Genomic DNA, 16,343 nt, shown 5'->3' on the forward strand with positions numbered 1-16,343 from the left:
AAGTGGGCGAGGCGACACCACCGTCAGTCGGTGCGTGCACCCTCGAGGTCCACATGGGCACCGTCGCTCGGCCGGGTCCAGCGCACGTTGTCCGCGTCGAGCCGCCGCCCGCACGCGGTGCACACGTCCGCGCTCTGCGCGGCCGCCCCGCACCCACGACAGTTGATCCCCAGCCGCCTGCCCTCGGGATGGGGCGCGTACTGCTCGGCCCACAACGCGTAGGCGTGCAGGATGGGCAGCGTCGACGCCCCCGCCTCGGTCAGCCGGTACTCCGCACGGGGACGCGCACCCGCCCCCGCCGCCACCCGCTCGAGCAGCCCGGCGGCGACCAGCCGCTTCAACCGCGCGCTCAGCGCCTTGTCGGTGATGCCCGTCCGGCCCGCGAACTCCTCGAACCGCACCGCTCCCGCGAAGGCCTCGCGCAACAGGACGAGCACCCAGGGGTCGCCGACCACCTCGACCCCCCGCGCGATCGAGCACGGCTTCCCCGACCAGTCGGACCGCAGCGGCATGCACCCTCCTTCAACGAGCTATCCCGAAGGTAGCTCATTCCTCAGGGCAGGATGGAGTCCACGTAGCCGCCGTCGGACCGCACCGCGCCGCCCGTCGTGGCGGAGGCCAGGTCCGAGCACAGGTAGGTCACCGTGTTCGCGATCTCCCCGGGTTCGATCAGCCGCTCCAGCAGGGACTGTGGGCGGTGCTCGCGCATGAAGCGGCGCTGGGCCTCCTCCCACGGCAGGTCCGACCCGACCAGCTGGCCCACGAACTCCTCGACACCGCCGGTGTGCGTCGGCCCGGCCAGCACCGAGTTGACCGTGACCCCGGTCCCCTTGGCCACCTTCGCGAAACCCCGCGTGACGGCGAGCTGCGCGGTCTTGGTGACGCCGTAGTGCACCATCTCGACCGGCGTGACGACCGAGGAGTCGCTGGAGATCGACACCACCCGCCCGAAGCCCCGCTCCATCATCCCGGGCAGGTAGGCCCTGATCAGCCGGACCCCGGCCAGCACGTTGACCTCGAAGTAGCGCCGCCACTCGTCGTCCTCGATCTCCAGCGCGGACTTCGCGCCGAAGATGCCGAGGTTGTTCACGAGGATGTCCAGTGACGGCACCTGCAGCAGCAGGTCGTCCACGTCCTGGGCGGCCGTCAGGTCCGCCACCACGCCGCTGACGGTCGCGTCCGGCACGGCGTCCCGGACCTGCTTCGCCGCGGCCTCCACCCGGGAACCGTCCCGCCCGTTCACCACGACCGCGGCGCCCGCCTCCGCGAGCCGCACCGCGATGGCGTGCCCGATGCCCTGGGTGGACCCGGTCACGAGCGCCACCCGCCCGCCGAGATCGAGATCGATCGCCATCCCTCGTCCTCCTCGTCGCTCACCACGTCGTTCACCACGCCGTTCACCACGCCGACGGAGCAGTGCCCTCCGCCGTCGCCCAGGACTACCCCACGGCCCGGCCGGGGCACATTCCCGGGTCCGGTGTGGGCGCCCAGCGAGGAGACACCCTCCTCGCTGAGCCGGTGACCTCCGCCCGGCGGGTCAGGGAACGGGCGCCGACGCGTCGTAGGCGGCTCGGGCATCAGCCACCTCGCCGACGTGCTCGTGGCACCAGGCGAACAGGTGGGAGGCTGCGCCCAGCAGCGAGGCCCCGTTCGCCGTGAGCGTGTACTCCACCTTCGGCGGCACGACGGGGTAGACGGTCCTGGCGACCAGCCCGTCCCGCTCGAGCGAGCGGAGGGTGACCGCGAGCATCCGTTCGCTGATCCCGTCGATGGACCGGTGCAACTCCCCGAAGCGCTTCGTCCCGTCACCCAGACGGATGATCACGTAGAGGCTCCACTTGTCCCCCACCCGCGACATCACGTCTCGGACCAGGCACTCCTTCCGCGACGCGGACCCCACGGTGACCTCCGGCTCCGATACTGACGACGAAGTGCGTACTCGACGCCACCGTACTTCCTCGTCAGCCTGTCACTTACTGTTGGTAAGTGTAAGGGAGCTGCACGACGATGAAGGCCCTCACCATCGAGGCCCCTGGCGTCCTCGCCGTCCGGGAACACCCGACGCCGGTGCCCGGCGTCGGAGAGGTGCTCGTCCGCATCCGGGCGGCCGGGCTGAATCCCGCCGACCTCGGCCAGCGGGCCGGCCTCTACCCCGCGCCTTCCGGATCGCCTGCGGACATCCCCGGACTGGAGCTCGCGGGAGAGGTCGCCGAGGTGGGGCCGCTCGCGCAGCGGTTCGCCGTCGGCGACCGGGTCATGGCCGTCGTGGGCGGCGGCGCGCAGGCGGAGTACCTCGCGGTGCACGAGCGTCAGCTGATGCCCGTCCCGGAGTCGGTGGACTGGGCCGCGGCCGGCGGGTTCCCCGAGGCCTTCGTGACCGCCCACGACGCCCTCCACAGCCAGGCCGGGCTCCGCCCCGGAGAGCGGGTCCTGGTCAACGGCGCGGCGGGCGGTGTCGGGGTCGCCGCCGTCCAGATCGCGGCGGCAGCAGGCGCCGAGGTCATCGCCTCCGTGCGCAACCCCGACAACCACGAGCCGGTGACAGCCCTCGGGGCGACTGCCGCGGTCGAGCCGGCCGACGCGCCGGACCACGGCCCCTACGACGTGATCCTCGAGCTGGTCGGGGGCGACAACCTCGGGGCGGATCTCCGTTCGCTGAACGGTCGGGGACGCATCGTCGTCATCGGCGTCGGTTCCGGCCGGGAGGCCACCCTCGACCTCGGCCTGCTCGCGCTCAAGCGCGCCACGGTCCGGGCCAGCGTGCTGCGCACCCGCCCGCTGGAGGACAAGGCGAACGCGAGCCGGGCCGTCGAGCGGGAGGTCCTGCCGTTCCTCGCGAGCGGGGAGATCACGGTTCCGGTCGCCGCCACCCACCCCCTCGACGACGCGAGCGCCGCCTACGACCGGCTCAGCGCCCGCGGGAAGCTGGGGAAGGTCGTCCTGCTCGTGTGACAGGCGGCCGGACACGGGCTTTGCGGACCGGCTCGTCGGGGGCGCGGTGGAGGTGTCGCGTCCGGGCTGACCACCACCCGAGCCACGGCCGCCCGGCCGTGCAGCCGCGGACCACACGCGGGAATCGCCACCTCATCCCCCACCCAGGTCGAGCAGATCCGGCGCGGCGGACCGCAGGGACCGTGAGATCCCCAACGCGGTGGTGCGCACCGCGGGAGCCAGCCGGCTCGGGTCGATGCGCGTGGACCGCCCCGTGATCGACACCGCCGCCACGACCTCGCCCGAGGTCGCGAACACCGGTGAGGCGACGCAGGCGACGCCGACGGTCGACTCCTCGCGCTCCTCCCCCACGCCGGTCTCCCGGATCCGCGCCAGCTCGCGCTCCAGGAGCCCCGGGGCGACCACCGTCCGCGGGGTCCTGCGCTCGAGGGGCCCCGCGAGCACCTCGCGGACGACGTCGGCCGGGGCGTGCGCGAGCAACACCTTGCCCACGGCCGTGCAGTACAGCGGCATCCGCCCGCCGACCCGCGACTCCACGTCGGGGACGCGCCTGCTCTCGAGCTTCTGCACGTAGAGCACCTCCGCCCCGTCCGACACCGCGAGGTGGACCGTCTCCCCGGTCGCCTCCCGCAGGTCGGCCAGGTGCGGCGCGGCCGCGTCGCGGAGGCTGCGCGGCCGCGCGGCGAGCTGGCCCAGCTCGAACAGCCGGGTGCCGACCCGGACCCCCTCGGCGGAGATCTCCACCGCGCCCTGCTCGGCCATCTGGTGCACCAGCCGGTGCACCGTGGCCTTGCTCAGTCCCGTCCGTCGGGCCAACTCCGACAGGCTCAGCGCGCCGTCCGTCGGCTGGAAGGCCGCGAGCAGACCGAAGGCCCGACCGACGACCGAGATCGGACCGCCGTCCCGCTGAGTCGAACGCATCGCTGGAGTGTCCACGCGCCGCCCTGCGATCGTCCAGTCATGTCCCAGCACCCACCGGAGCCGGTCACCGCCGCCATCGTCGGACCGGGCAACATCGGCACCGACCTGCTCGTCAAGCTCCAGCGCAGCGCGCTGCTCGACGTCCGCCACGTCGTCGGCGTGGTCGAGTCCGACGGGCTCGCCCGCGCCCGACAGCTCGGGGTCGAGGCCAGCGCGGAGGGCGTGGACTGGCTGCTGCGCCAGGACCCCCTCCCCCAGATCGTCTTCGAGGCGACGTCGGCGAAGGCGCACATCGCGCACGCCCCCCGCTACGCCGAGGCCGGCATCCAGGCCGTCGACCTGACCCCCGCCCATCTCGGGCCGATGGTGTCGCCCCCGGTCAACGGGGCCGCCCACCTCGACGCCCCGAACGTCTCGATGATCACCTGCGGCGGCCAGGCGACGATCCCGATCGTGCACGCGGTCTCGCGGGTCACGCCGGTCCCCTACGCCGAGATCGTCGCCTCCGTCGCCTCCCGCGGCGCCGGTCCCGGCACCCGGGCGAACATCGACGAGTTCACCGAGACCACCGCACGGGCCGTCGAGGAGGTCGGCGGCGCCCGGCGCGGGAAGGCGATCATCATCCTCAACCCGGTCGAACCACCGATGATCATGCGTGACACGGTGTTCTGCGCGATCGACGCCGACGCCGACCGCGCCGCCGTCACCGCCTCGGTCCACGAGTTGGTCGCCGAGGTGCAGCAGTACGTCCCCGGCTACACCCTGCGCGCCGAACCGCAGTTCGACGAACCGCGGGACGAGTGGGACGGACACGCCCGCGTCGGGGTGTTCCTGGAGGTCAAGGGCAACGCCGACTACCTGCCCGCCTACGCGGGCAACCTCGACATCATGACGGCCGCCGCGGCCCGCGTCGGCGAGCTGATGGCCATCGCCAGGCAGGAGTCCGCGGCATGAGCGGCACGATCAGGCCCACCCTCACCCGGGACGTCCGGATCATCGACACCACGCTGCGCGACGGCAGCCACGCCATGGCCCACCGCTTCACCGAGTCCCAGGTCCGCGACACGGTCCGCGCCCTGGACCGGGCGGGCGTCGAGGTCATCGAGGTCTCCCACGGCGACGGGATCGGCGGGTCGTCGTTCAACTACGGCTTCTCCCGCACCGACGAGACGACGCTGATCGCCGCCGCCCGCGAGGAGGCCACGAGCGCGAAGATCGCCGTCCTCCTCGTCCCCGGCATCGGGACCGCCGAGGACCTGCGCCGCGCCCACGACGCGGGCGCCGAGATGGTCCGCGTGGCCACCCACTGCACGGAGGCGGACGTCTCCCCGCAGCATTTCGGGGTGGCCCGCGAGCTCGGCATGGAGACCGCCGGTTTCCTGATGATGGCGCACCGGACCTCCCCGGAGGACCTCGCGAAGCAGGCCCGGATCATGGTCGACGCGGGCTGTCAGGCCCCCTACGTGACGGACTCGGCGGGCGCCCTGCTGATGCACGAGGCCCGGGCCCGCTTCGAGGCGCTGATCGCCGAGGTGGGCGACGAGGCCTGGGTCGGCTACCACGGCCACCAGAACATGAGCCTCGGCGTCGCCAACTCGGTCATCGCGCACGAGGTCGGGGTCCGCTACATCGACGGCTCGCTGTGCGCGCTCGGCGCCGGGGCGGGCAACTCCCCCACCGAGGTGCTCGCCGCCGTCTTCGACCGGCTCGGCGTGGACACCGGTCTCGACGTGCTCGGGTTGATCGACGCGGCCGAGGACGTCGTGCGTCCCTACCTGCCGCGGTGGCCGAAGATGGACCGCAACGCCATCGTCCAGGGCTGGGCGGGCGTCTACTCCTCGTTCCTCCTGCACGCGGAACGGGCGGCCGACCGCTACAAGGTCCCGGCCCACGAGATCCTGCGCCGGTGCGGCGAGCTCGGCTACGTCGGCGGCCAGGAGGACATGATCATCGACGTCGCGCTCGAGCTGGCCCGGGAGCACGGCCATGGGTGAGCCCACACCGGAGACCGTGACGGTGCAGGACGCACCGCGCAAGGCCAAGGCGCTCTACGAGGCCCGACGGAACCGGGTGCCCATCGCCCCCTTCACCGACGCGGAGCCGCACCTCACCCTCGCCGACGGATACGCCATCCAGCAGGCCCTGGTCCCGATGCTGCTCGACGACGGTGACGAGATCGTCGGCTACAAGGTCGGCCTGACGTCCGTCGCGATGCAGCAGCTCATCGGCGTCGACTCCCCCGACTTCGGGCCGGTGCTGCGGTCCACCCGCTACGGCAACGGGGAGGAGGTGCCGCTGGACCGCTTCATCGCGCCCAAGATGGAGGCGGAGATCAGCTTCGTCCTGGGCGAGCGGCTGACGGGCCCCGACGTCACGGTCGAGCAGGCCCGGGCCGCCGTACGGGGCGCGGTGGCCTCCATCGAGATCGTCGACTCCCGGGTGGCCGACTGGCGGATCCGGCTGGCCGACACCGTGGCCGACCTCGCCTCCAACGGGGCGTACGTGGTGTCCGACGACATCGTCCCCCTCGACGACATCGACACCCGCCTCACCGGGATGGTGCTCTCCCGCAACGAAGAGGTGATCGCCACCGGAGCGGGCGCGGCCGCGCTCGGCGACCCGTTGGCGGTCGTCGCCTGGCTGGCCACCGTGCTCGGCGCCCGGGGCGTCGCCCTCGAACCGGGCCACCTCGTGATGACGGGCGCGCTGCACGCCGCGGTCCCCATGGCCGCCGGCGACACCTTCCGAGCCGAGTTCGACCGTCTCGGCGTGGTGGAGTCCCCCATCGTCGCCTCGCTCGGCTGAACCCGGCGCCGTCGGATCCCGTCAGGTGTCGTGCGGGCCGGGCGGGCGGCTCGGCTGGTGGGGCAGTCGCACGAGGGTGAGGATCTGGTCGGCCACGGTGCCCGGGGGTGCCACCAGGGTGAGGGAGGCCCCGTCGACGCACCGCTGCCGAGCCAGGATCAGGACGGAGACCCCGGCGCTGGCCAGGTGGGTGACGCCGGTCAGGTCGACCACCAGCGACGTGGCCCCGCCGTGGCTCCGGCGGATCATCTCGCGGTCGAGGACGGGGGCGTTGACGACGTCCAGCGGCCCGTCCACGCGGATCGCGTCACCGTCGCCGCCCGACAGGTCGAGGATCAGGAACGGGTCGGCGTCGCGCTCGCTCCGGCCGTCCCCCCACGCCTGCGTGTCGCCGGTGAGCAGGGTCGCCGCCCGGGACAGGGCGAGCTCGATCGACGCCGTGGTCCCGTCGTCGGCCCGGTCGAGGGTGAAGGCGTCGGCGAGCTCGCCGGTCATGGACAGCCCCCATCCCCGCGCCCGGCCCCCTCCGGGCGGTGTCCACCGCCCACGGTCACGGACCTCGACACGGAGCAGGCCGCGCGGGGTCACCGTCGCGGTCACCGAGACCGGGCCGGTCCCCGAGGGGCCGTAGGCGTGCTCGACGGCGTTGGTGACCAGCTCGCCCACGGCGTGCTGCGCGGCGACCACATCGGCCTCGTCGGCGTGCCACGTGCGCAGCCACGCACCCAGCGCTCGGCGGTGCTCGTCCACGACCTCCGCAGACGCACGCGTCTGCAGGACCAGGTCGGGCACCGGAGCGACCCGCTGGGCGGCGAGCAGGGTGATGTCGTCGGCGTGCCCGGTCCCCCGCACCACCAGCTCGATGCCCTCGGTGCTCACCCGGCGCGGCACCGACCGGAACGGCGAGGGCAGTCCGCGCCCGGCCGCGATGTCGGCGACCACCTGGGCCAGTTCCACGGTGCTCCCCGCCAGGTCCCGCCCGGGCCGTTCGATGATGCCGTCGCTGTAGAGCAGCAGCAGCTCACCCTCGCCGAGCTGCTCGCAGGCGACCGGGAACCCGACGCCGCTGGTGAGGGGCCCGGCCCCGGTCGGCGTGAGGTAGCGGGCCGGACCGTCCGCCGGGACCAGCAGCGGGGCCGGGTGCCCCGCGGTGCAGTACTCGACGGTTCCCCGGCGCGGATCGACCACGGCCACGCAGAGCGTCGCCGCGCGGGCACCGCGGATGTCCTTCGCCGCCGCGTCCAGCCCGTCCAGCGCCTCGACCAGGCCGCCCCCGGCACCGCCACCCCGGGCCAGACGGTCCCGCAGCAGCACCCGCAGCTGCCCCATCGCCGCCGAGGCCGCGACTCCGTGACCGACCACGTCACCGACCACCAGGGCCACCCGGCCGTCGGCGAGTGCGAAGGCGTCGAACCAGTCCCCGCCGGCCGCGGTGTCGGTGTCGGCGAGCAGGTAGGAGGCGGCGATGTCCAGTCCCGGGATCACCGGCACCCCGCGCGGCAGCAGTTCGCGCTGCAGGGTGGTGATCACGTCCCGGGCCTGCTCGTAGCGTTCCCGCGCCTCCTTCGCCTCGGCCTGGGCCGCACGCCGCGCCTGCACCTGCTCGGTGACGTCCGAGATCTGGGTGAGCAGCCCGACCACCGTCCCGTCGGCGCCGAAGCGCGGGACCACGTCGAAGGTCAGGAAGGTCTCCCCCGTCGCGTTCCAGTAGACCCGCCACTCCCGCCCCGACTGGGCTCGACCCGTGGCGTAGACCCGGTCCAACAGCTCGAACAGGTTCTGCCCCTCCGCCTCGGGCATGACGTCCCGGATGGGCCGCCCGACGAGATCGGGCGCCTGGAGGAACTCCCGGTAGGCCCGGTTGGCCGCGGCGAAGCGGTGCTCGGGCCCCTCCACGTAGACGAGCATGATCGGCATCTCGTCGAACGCGGCCTGGACCACCCCGGCCTCGCCGGCCGGCCCGTCCCCGACGCCATCACCCACCGGGCAGGAGTACCCGCTCCGCCCCGGGTTGACGCGTGGGCGCCCCGGCCACATGCCGGTTCGGCAAGACGACATGCTCACCGCGGAGGGCTCGGGCACCATCGGCGCCATGCGCAGCCGACTCGAGGACCTGATCGACGAGCAGCGGGTCGCCCTGCACGACAGCCTGGACGGGCTGTCCGAGGAGGAGGCCCGACGCCGGCTCGTCCCCTCGCGGACGACCCTGCTCGGCCTGCTCACCCACGTCACCTGGGTGGAGAGGGTCTGGTACGGCGAGGCGATCACGGGGAAGCCGCAGCGCGGCACCCCGGACTCGTCGTTCCGGCTGCGGAAGTCGGACACCGTCGAGTCCGTGCGGGCCCGCCATCGGGAGGCCTGCGCGGCCTCCCGCAAGGCGGTCGCCGCGCTCGAGCTCGACGCCGTCGTGACCGGTCGGGGGGAGCGACGACTGTGGGAGATCCACGTCCACATGCTCCGCGAGCTCGCCCGACACGCCGGGCACGCCGACATCCTGCGCGAACAGGTCCTCGCGGCCCGGTGAGGAACCCGCCCACGCGGCGCGGGCGACCACCCCGGCCCGCCCCGGAGGGGCCGAACGACCGGTGGGCCCCGTGTCCGTCGCCCCTGGCCACCGGCTCCTCCTCGGCGGCAGGCTGAGCGGTATGTCGGAACGAGCGTCGACGCCGTCACGTCTCCCCTGGCTCCGCGTGCCCGCCGCCGCCGAGCTCGGCCGGCAGGTCGGTGCGGTCCTCGCCGACCTCCCGCTGTTCCTGACCGCGCCGTTGTACCGGCGCCGCCACCTGTGCTGGGGTGCCGAACCATCCGAGGTGGCCGTCGACCTGCCGGGGGACGAGCTCTGCCCGGGCGCCTCGTTCCGGGCCACCCGGGCGATCTCCATCGCCGCCGCGCCCGAGCAGGTGTGGCCGTGGCTGGTGCAGGTCGGTGCGGGGCGCGGCGGCTGGTACAGCAACGACCTGCTCGACAACCTGGCCCGCCCCAGCGCCACCGAGGTACGGGAGGATCTCCAGCACCTCGAGGTGGGCGGATGGGTGCCGATGTCCCCGTGGGGGACGCCGACGGAGCGCACCGCCTTCCGCGTCGAGGCGTTCGACGCGCCCCGCTGGTTGCTGTGGGCCAAGCCCGACAGCTCCTGGGTCTGGCGCCTGACCCCGTTGCCCGACGGCGGCACCCGCCTGGTGACGAGGGTCCGGGCCCGCTACGACTGGTCCCGTCCGCTCACGGCGCTGTTCGGCGTGGTCCTGCTGGAGCTGGGCGACTTCGCCATGCAGCGGCGGATGCTGCGCGGCATCAGGACCCGCGCGGAGCGCCTCGCCGCCGGATGACCGCCGGGGGCCCGGTCGGGACCTTCGTCCCGACCATTCCCACCGAGGGTCCCGCGGACCCGCGCCCCTCGGCCCTCGCGACGGAGCCCGGCGGGCGGCGAGCCTGATCACCGACCGGAACCGCCGGTGGCCAGGAGGGCCGGATGAACCTCGATCTCGCACGGTGGCAGTTCGCGATCACCACCGTGTACCACTTCCTCTTCGTCCCGCTGACGATCGGGCTGTCCTTCCTCGTCGCCGGCATGCAGACGGCCTGGGTCCGCACGGGCGACGACCGCTACCTGCGGATGACGAAGTTCTGGGGCAAGCTGTTCCTGATCAACTTCGCCATCGGCGTGGTGACCGGCATCGTGCAGGAGTTCCAGTTCGGGATGAACTGGAGCGACTACAGCCGGTTCGTCGGCGACATCTTCGGCGCCCCGCTCGCGATCGAGGGGCTGCTCGCCTTCTTCCTCGAGTCGACCTTCCTGGGCCTGTGGATCTTCGGCTGGGACCGGCTGCCCAAGCGGGTGCACCTGGCCTGCATCTGGCTGGCCTCGATCGGCACGATGCTCTCGGCGTACTTCATCCTCGCCGCGAACTCCTGGATGCAGCACCCGGTCGGCTCCGTCGTGAACGACGCCACCGGCCGGGCCGAGCTGAAGGACTTCGGCGCGGTCCTGACCAACTCGACGGCCGTCGGCGCGTTCGCGCACACCCTCACCGCCTGCTTCGTGACCGCCGGGGTGTTCGTGCTCGCGATCAGCGCCTGGCACCTGCGCAAGGGCACCCACACCGAGGTCTTCCGGCCCTCGATCCGGGTCGCGCTGGTGACGCTGCTGATCGGCAGCCTGGGCGTCGTCGTCAGCGGCGACCTGCAGGCCCGGTTGATGACCGAGCAGCAGCCGATGAAGATGGCCGCCGCCGAGGCGCTGTACGACACCGTCGCGCCCGCGTCGTTCTCGCTGGTCACCGTCGGCTCGCTCGACGGGTCGCAGGAGGTCTGGAGCCTGCGGGTGCCGCGGGTGCTGTCGTTCATGGCCACCGGCTCCTTCGACGGGACCGTCGAGGGCATCCACGACCTGCAGGCGCGCGGCGAGCAGACCTTCGGCCCGGGTGACTACACCCCCAGCATCCCCACCACCTACTGGACCTTCCGGCTCATGATCGGGTTCGGGATGGTGGCCGGGCTGCTCTCGCTCGTCGGGCTCTGGCTGACCCGCAAGCGGGCGACGAGACCGATCCCGCGGTGGTTCCTGATCAGCTCGATCGTCGCCCTGTTCCTGCCGTTCGCGGCCAACACCGCGGGCTGGATCTTCACCGAGATGGGCCGCCAGCCGTGGCTGGTGTTCGGCATGCTCCGCACCGCCGACGGCGTCTCGCCCGCGGTGTCCACGACCTCGGTGTGGATCTCCCTGATCGTGTTCACCCTGCTCTACGGCGGGCTCGCCGTCGTCGAGGTCGGGTTGATGCTCCGCTACGTCAAGGCCGGTCCCCCGCCGCCCGCCGGCGTCGTGCCGATCGCGACGCCCACCCCGTCCGTCAGCTACTAGGAGCCCGGTCATGGAGCTCACCACCCTCTGGTTCCTGCTCATCGCCCTGCTCTGGACGGGCTACTTCGTCCTGGAGGGGTTCGACTTCGGTGTCGGGATGCTGCTGCCCGTCGTCTCCCGGGACGAGACCGACCGCCGCGTCGCACTCGGCACGATCGGCCCGGTCTGGGACGGCAACGAGGTCTGGCTGCTCGTCGCGGGCGGCGCCACCTTCGCCGCCTTCCCCGAGTGGTACGCCTCGCTGTTCTCCGGCTTCTACCTCGCCCTGCTCCTGCTGCTGGTGGCGTTGATCCTGCGCGGAACGGCCCTGGAGTACCGCGGGAAGCTGGACGACGACCGGTGGCGCCGCCGCTGGGACGCCGCGATCGTCGGCGGCTCGTTCGTGCCCGCGCTGCTGTGGGGCGTCGCGTTCGCCAACATCGTCCGCGGGGTCCCGCTCGACGCGGACCACGAGTACACCGGCACGTTCTTCACGCTGCTCAACCCGTTCGCGCTGCTCGGCGGCGTCACCACGGTGCTGCTGTTCGCGCTGCACGGCGCGGTGTTCCTCGCGCTCAAGACCACGGGGGACGTCCGGACCCGCGCGATCGGCGTCGCCAAGGTCACCGGCCCCCTGCTCGTGGTGGCCGGCGGGGGCTTCCTGGTCTGGGCCGTGCTCGCCTACGGTCCGCTGTGGACGCTGATCCCGGCCGGGGTCGCCGCCGTCGGGCTCGTGGCCGGGACCCTGCTCGCCGCCCGCGGACGCGAGGGCTGGGCGTTCCTCGCCACCGCGGGGGCGATCGTCGCCATCGTGGTGACGCTGTTCGGCACGCTGTTCCCGGACGTCCTGCCCGCCACCGACCCGGCGCACAGCCTGACCACCACGAACGCCTCCTCGACCGCGTACACGCTCACGATCATGACCTGGGTCGCGGTCGCCCTGACGCCGATCGTGCTGGCCTACCAGGCCTGGACGTTCTGGGTGTTCCGCAGGCGGCTGACCCGCGACGACGTGGCGGGCGAGGCCGGGCTGCCGGTGCGCACGGGGGCCCACGCCCGATGAGGCCGCTCGATCCCCGCCTGCTCCGCCAGGCCTCCGCGGCCCGCCGCTTCGTGCTGCTCGGGCTGGGCGTGGCCGTGGCCACCGCCGCCCTGGTGATGGTCCAGGCCGACCTGCTGTCCCGGGTCATCGCGGACGGGTTCCTGGGCGGCGTCGGGCTCGACCTGCTCGCCCCGCTGCTGGGACTGCTGCTGGCGGCCGTCGCCGGGCGGGCGGGGCTGGCGTGGATCGCCGAGGTGGCCGCGCACCGGGCGTCCGCGGACGTCGTGCGCGAGCTGCGCGGCCGCATCGTCGGGCACGTGCTGCGGCTCGGGCCGCGGCGCGCCGACCTGCCCCCGCGCGGTGAGCTCGCCACGCTCACCGCGCGCGGGCTCGACGACCTGGAGGGCTACTTCGGCCGCTACCTGCCCGCGCTGCTGGTCGCGGCCGTGGTCCCGGCGATGCTCGGGGTCCGGATCCTCACCGCGGACTGGGTGTCGGCGGTGATCGTCGGACTGACGGTGCCGCTGGTCCCGGTGTTCGCCGTCCTGGTCGGCCTGCACACCGAACGCGCGACGGCCCGGCAGTGGCGGGCGTTGGCGGTGCTCGGCCACCACTTCCTCGACCTCGTCTCGGGGCTGGACGTGCTCGTCGCCTTCGGCCGGGACCGGCACCAGACCTCCGGTCTGCGCACGCTCGCGGAGGCCTACCGTCGCGCCACGCTGCGCACGCTGCGGGTCGCGTTCCTGTCCTCGCTGGTCCTGGAGCTGGTGGCGACGCTGTCGGTCGCGCTGGTCGCCGTGTCGATCGGCCTGCGGCTGGTCGACGGCTCCCTGGACCTGGGCACCGGGCTGCTGGTCCTGCTGCTGGCACCGGAGGTGTACCTGCCGCTGCGCGCGGTCGGCGCGCGCTTCCACGACGCCGCCGCCGGGACCGCCGCGGCGGGCGCGGCACTCGACCTGCTGGACACCGCCGCACCGGAGTCCGGCCGGGCGGGCGCTCCCGATCCCGCGCTGGTGGGGCTCCGGCTGCGGGGCGTGCGGGTCGACGGGCGGCTCGCCGCACTGGACCTGGATCTCCCGCCCCGCGCCGTCGTCGGGATCACCGGGCCCAGCGGCTCCGGCAAGTCGACGCTGCTGGACGTGCTCGCGGGCCTGCGGGCCCCCGACGGCGGCACGGCCCTCGCAGGCGACACGGACCTCGCCGGCGTCGAGCCGACGTGGTGGCGCCGCCGGGTCGCCTGGGTGCCGCAGCGTCCGGTCCTGACCGGGGACACGGTGCGGGAGGCGATCACCCTCGCCGTGCCCGACGCCGGCCCGGCGAGCGTGGCCCGGGCGGCCCGGCTGGCCTGCCTGGACGTACCGCTGGACACCCCGCTCGGCGAGGACGGGGGCGGGCTCTCGACCGGGCAGCGGCGCCGGGTGGCGCTCGCCCGCGCGATCCTCGCCGACCGGCCCCTGCTGCTGCTCGACGAGCCCACCGAGGGCGTCGACGCCGACACGGAGACCCGGATCGGCGAGTCGCTGGACGAGATCGCGGCCGGGCGCACCGTCGTGGTGGTCAGCCATCGGGCCGACGTGCTCGGGCGATGCCATCGTGTCGTCTCCCTCGCACCCCCCACCGACCAGCCGGGGGCGGGCGGGGAGACCCCGCTCCCGGCCCGGCCCACCCCGGCCGGGTCCGCCGACGATGCGGCCACTCCCCGACCCCCGGCCGCGACGCGACCGACGCCCCGGCCGTCGCGGCCGGGCCCACCCGGCCTGCCGGCCTGGGTCCGGCAGGCCGCACGGGAGCAGCGCGCGCGGCTCGTCCTGGCCGTGCTGCTCGCGGCGTCGGCCTGGGGCTCGGGGGTGGCGCTGACCGCCACGTCGGCCTGGCTGATCTCCACCGCGGCGCTGCAGCCGCCGGTGCTGACCCTGATGGTGGCCATCGTCGCGGTCCGGGCGTTCGGGCTGGGCAAGGGGGTGTTCCGTTACGCCGAGCGCCTCGTCTCGCACGACGCCGCGCTGCGCGTCGGCAGCGCCCTGCGGGTGCGGCTGTGGGGCGATCTCGTCCGGCTGGGGCCCGCCGCCACCGCCCGGCACCGCCGCGGGGACCTGCTCGTCCGGCTGATCGCGGACACCGAAGCCCCGCAGGACCTCCTGGTCCGCGTGCTGCTCCCCGGGTGCGCGGCGCTGCTGGTGGGTGGCGCGGCGGTGGCGGGGTTCCTGCTGCTGCTCCCCGCCGCGGGGCTCGCCCTCGCCGTCGGGCTGCTCGTCGCGGGGGTCGGTGCGCCCGCGGTCGCGGCGTGGGCCGCGCACCGCAGCGAGCACCGGACCGCGGCCCTGCGCAGCGAGGTCGCCTCGCGCACTGTCGAGCTGCTCGACGCCGCCGCGGACCTGCTGGTCTTCGGCGCGGCCGACCGCCACCGCCACGCGCTCGCGCACGTCGACGACCAGCTCGCGACGGCCCGGCGGCGGGCCGCGAGGGCCACCGGGGCGGGCACCGCCCTGGCGGTCCTCGCGATCGGCACGACGGCGGTGGTCTGCGCGGCGCTGGGCCTCACGGCCTACGCCGACGGCCGGATCGCCGGGCCGGTGATCGCCGTTCTCGCGCTCACCCCGCTCGCGCTCGCCGAGATCGTCGCCGGGCTCCCGGAAGCGGCCGTCCGGTTGCTGTCCATCGTGCCCGCGGCCGAGCGGCTGCAGTCGCTGGAGTCCCTGGAGCCGGCGGTCGTCGATCCCGAGCACGCCCCCGACGCGGCCTCACCCACCACCCTGGACGCCGAGGACCTCGCGGTGCGCTGGCCCGGCTCGGACCGCGACGCCGTCGCCGGGTTGGATCTCGACCTGGCCGTCGGACACCGGATCGCGCTGGTCGGGCCCTCGGGCAGCGGCAAGTCCACGGCGGTCGCCGCGCTGCTGCGCACCCTCGCGCCGCGGGCGGGCACCCTGCGCGCGGACGGCACGGACGTGCGGATGCTGCGCGGCGAGCAGGTGCGGCACGGCATCGCGTGGTGCGGGTCGTGGACCCACCTGTTCGACGGCTCGCTGCGCGCCAACCTCACCCTCGCCGCCCCCGACGCGACCGACGCCGAGCTCGTCGCCGTCCTGCGGCGGGCCCGGCTCGGCGGCTGGTTCGCGAGGCTGCCCGCCGGCCTCGACACCCCGGTCGGCGCGCACGGCGGCACCGTGTCCGGCGGCGAGCGCCAACGCCTCGGCATCGCCCGGGCACTGCTCGCCGACCGCCCCATCCTGGTGCTCGACGAGCCCACCGCCCACCTCGACGAGGCCACCGCCGCCGACCTGAGCGCCGAGATCCTGGCCGCGACGGCGGACCGGACCGCGCTCGTCGTCACGCACCGACCGGACCACACCCCCGGACTCACCCGGGTCGAGGTGGGCCGCGAGCCCGTCCGGAGTGGACGATGACCGAGCACCCCGTGGTCACGCGGATGCGCGAGCACCGCGCGGCCGACGCGCAGCTGCGGCTCGCCGACGCGATCACCCACTTCGCCGGCTCGATGTGGTTCGTCTACCTGCACGTCGTCGTCTTCGCGGTCTGGATGCTCCTCGTCGAGGCGAGCCCGTGGCCCACGCTGACGCTGATCGTGTCGCTGGAGGCGATCTTCCTGTCGACGTTCGTCATGATCGGGCAGAACCGTGCGGCGGCGTTCCAGCAGGCCAAGGCCGACCACGACTTCCTGGAGCAGGAGCTGGAGCTCAAGACCAACACCCAGCTGACCCGGGAGATCCATCTGCTCACCACCGAGCTGCACCGCCGGGTCGTCGAGGAGGCGCCGCGGTGAGC

At 74.1% G+C, this 16,343-nt stretch carries 15 protein-coding genes; 10 read left to right on the forward strand and 5 right to left on the reverse strand.

Annotation, left to right across the window (positions count from 1 at the left end; genetic code table 11):
- Positions 1 to 23: 23 nt before the first annotated feature.
- The 3 genes from L3X23_RS17840 to L3X23_RS17850 form a co-directional block, all read right to left on the reverse strand.
- Entirely contained in the window at positions 24 to 512 is a 489-nt protein-coding gene (locus L3X23_RS17840; RefSeq protein ID WP_237193251.1) for a helix-turn-helix domain-containing protein, read from the reverse strand.
- Positions 513 to 553: 41 nt separating this feature from the next.
- Positions 554 to 1,348 carry an SDR family NAD(P)-dependent oxidoreductase gene (locus tag L3X23_RS17845; protein ID WP_237198059.1) on the reverse strand — a complete coding sequence of 265 codons (795 nt, stop codon included), beginning with the start codon at positions 1,346 to 1,348 and terminating at the stop codon, positions 554 to 556.
- 189 nt (positions 1,349 to 1,537) lie between these two features.
- Positions 1,538 to 1,900, reverse strand: coding sequence for a helix-turn-helix domain-containing protein (locus L3X23_RS17850; RefSeq protein ID WP_237193252.1), 363 nt, complete (start codon positions 1,898 to 1,900; stop codon positions 1,538 to 1,540).
- A 107-nt stretch (positions 1,901 to 2,007) separates the two neighbouring features.
- On the opposite strand from L3X23_RS17850, the gene L3X23_RS17855 reads away from it, so the two are divergent.
- The gene (locus L3X23_RS17855; RefSeq protein WP_237193253.1) at positions 2,008 to 2,952 is read left to right on the forward strand and encodes a zinc-binding dehydrogenase; all 945 of its coding nucleotides are present in this window, start codon (positions 2,008 to 2,010) and stop codon (positions 2,950 to 2,952) included.
- A 132-nt stretch (positions 2,953 to 3,084) separates the two neighbouring features.
- Here the strand turns inward: L3X23_RS17855 and L3X23_RS17860 are convergent, their stop codons facing one another.
- Positions 3,085 to 3,873 carry an IclR family transcriptional regulator gene (locus tag L3X23_RS17860; RefSeq protein ID WP_237193254.1) on the reverse strand — a complete coding sequence of 263 codons (789 nt, stop codon included), beginning with the start codon at positions 3,871 to 3,873 and terminating at the stop codon, positions 3,085 to 3,087.
- A gap of 39 nt (positions 3,874 to 3,912) precedes the next feature.
- On the opposite strand from L3X23_RS17860, the gene L3X23_RS17865 reads away from it, so the two are divergent.
- Genes L3X23_RS17865 through L3X23_RS17875 form a run of 3 tightly spaced genes read left to right on the forward strand, consistent with a single transcriptional unit; the run spans position 3,913 to position 6,678 of the window.
- Positions 3,913 to 4,827, forward strand: a complete 915-nt coding sequence (locus L3X23_RS17865) for an acetaldehyde dehydrogenase (acetylating) (protein WP_237193255.1) — start codon at positions 3,913 to 3,915, stop codon at positions 4,825 to 4,827.
- Positions 4,824 to 5,867: a 4-hydroxy-2-oxovalerate aldolase gene (gene dmpG, locus L3X23_RS17870; protein WP_237193256.1), complete on the forward strand. Its 1,044-nt coding sequence runs from the start codon at positions 4,824 to 4,826 to the stop codon at positions 5,865 to 5,867. The genes L3X23_RS17865 and dmpG overlap by 4 nt, the downstream gene beginning before the upstream one ends.
- On the forward strand, positions 5,860 to 6,678 hold the full coding sequence (locus tag L3X23_RS17875; RefSeq protein ID WP_237193257.1) for a 2-keto-4-pentenoate hydratase: 819 nt from the start codon (positions 5,860 to 5,862) through the stop codon (positions 6,676 to 6,678). The genes dmpG and L3X23_RS17875 overlap by 8 nt, the downstream gene beginning before the upstream one ends.
- Positions 6,679 to 6,699: 21 nt before the next feature.
- On the opposite strand, the gene L3X23_RS17880 is transcribed toward L3X23_RS17875, so the two are convergent.
- Positions 6,700 to 8,661, reverse strand: coding sequence for a SpoIIE family protein phosphatase (locus L3X23_RS17880; protein WP_237193258.1), 1,962 nt, complete (start codon positions 8,659 to 8,661; stop codon positions 6,700 to 6,702).
- Between the two features lie 52 nt (positions 8,662 to 8,713).
- Here L3X23_RS17880 and L3X23_RS17885 point away from each other — a divergent pair, with 52 nt between their 5' ends.
- The 6 genes from L3X23_RS17885 to L3X23_RS17910 all read left to right on the forward strand — a co-directional run bounded on the left by L3X23_RS17885 (position 8,714) and on the right by L3X23_RS17910 (position 16,341).
- Positions 8,714 to 9,202, forward strand: coding sequence for a DinB family protein (locus L3X23_RS17885; protein WP_237193259.1), 489 nt, complete (start codon positions 8,714 to 8,716; stop codon positions 9,200 to 9,202).
- Between the two features lie 166 nt (positions 9,203 to 9,368).
- Complete coding sequence (locus L3X23_RS17890) at positions 9,369 to 10,004, forward strand: SRPBCC family protein (protein ID WP_237193260.1); 636 nt, start codon at positions 9,369 to 9,371, stop codon at positions 10,002 to 10,004.
- A gap of 143 nt (positions 10,005 to 10,147) precedes the next feature.
- On the forward strand, positions 10,148 to 11,536 hold the full coding sequence (locus L3X23_RS17895) for a cytochrome ubiquinol oxidase subunit I (protein ID WP_237193261.1): 1,389 nt from the start codon (positions 10,148 to 10,150) through the stop codon (positions 11,534 to 11,536).
- Positions 11,537 to 11,546: 10 nt separating this feature from the next.
- A complete protein-coding gene (gene cydB / locus L3X23_RS17900; RefSeq protein WP_237193262.1) occupies positions 11,547 to 12,578 on the forward strand; it encodes a cytochrome d ubiquinol oxidase subunit II in 1,032 nt (343 codons plus the stop codon).
- Positions 12,575 to 15,964, forward strand: coding sequence for a thiol reductant ABC exporter subunit CydD (gene cydD, locus L3X23_RS17905; RefSeq protein WP_237193263.1), 3,390 nt, complete (start codon positions 12,575 to 12,577; stop codon positions 15,962 to 15,964). The genes cydB and cydD overlap by 4 nt, the downstream gene beginning before the upstream one ends.
- Positions 15,961 to 16,341: a DUF1003 domain-containing protein gene (locus L3X23_RS17910; RefSeq protein ID WP_237193264.1), complete on the forward strand. Its 381-nt coding sequence runs from the start codon at positions 15,961 to 15,963 to the stop codon at positions 16,339 to 16,341. Before cydD ends, L3X23_RS17910 begins: the two co-directional genes overlap by 4 nt.
- The last annotated feature ends 2 nt before the right edge of the window (positions 16,342 to 16,343 follow it).

It is taken from the genome of Pseudonocardia sp. WMMC193, from assembly GCF_021728735.1.
GTDB classification, from domain to species: Bacteria; Actinomycetota; Actinomycetes; order Mycobacteriales; family Pseudonocardiaceae; genus Pseudonocardia; species Pseudonocardia oroxyli.

Bases quoted from the DNA above. Each gene is read 5' to 3' on its own strand.
- L3X23_RS17885 (WP_237193259.1), top strand. From the start codon at position 8,714: ATGCCGGTTCGGCAAGACGACATGCTCACCGCGGAGGGCTCGGGCACC.
- cydD (WP_237193263.1), top strand. From the start codon at position 12,575: ATGAGGCCGCTCGATCCCCGCCTGCTCCGCCAGGCCTCCGCGGCCCGC.
- dmpG (WP_237193256.1), top strand. From the start codon at position 4,824: ATGAGCGGCACGATCAGGCCCACCCTCACCCGGGACGTCCGGATCATC.
- L3X23_RS17860 (WP_237193254.1), bottom strand. From the start codon at position 3,873: ATGCGTTCGACTCAGCGGGACGGCGGTCCGATCTCGGTCGTCGGTCGG.
- cydB (WP_237193262.1), top strand. From the start codon at position 11,547: ATGGAGCTCACCACCCTCTGGTTCCTGCTCATCGCCCTGCTCTGGACG.
- L3X23_RS17840 (WP_237193251.1), bottom strand. From the start codon at position 512: ATGCCGCTGCGGTCCGACTGGTCGGGGAAGCCGTGCTCGATCGCGCGG.
- L3X23_RS17855 (WP_237193253.1), top strand. From the start codon at position 2,008: ATGAAGGCCCTCACCATCGAGGCCCCTGGCGTCCTCGCCGTCCGGGAA.
- L3X23_RS17865 (WP_237193255.1), top strand. From the start codon at position 3,913: ATGTCCCAGCACCCACCGGAGCCGGTCACCGCCGCCATCGTCGGACCG.
- L3X23_RS17910 (WP_237193264.1), top strand. From the start codon at position 15,961: ATGACCGAGCACCCCGTGGTCACGCGGATGCGCGAGCACCGCGCGGCC.
- L3X23_RS17875 (WP_237193257.1), top strand. From the start codon at position 5,860: ATGGGTGAGCCCACACCGGAGACCGTGACGGTGCAGGACGCACCGCGC.
- L3X23_RS17895 (WP_237193261.1), top strand. From the start codon at position 10,148: ATGAACCTCGATCTCGCACGGTGGCAGTTCGCGATCACCACCGTGTAC.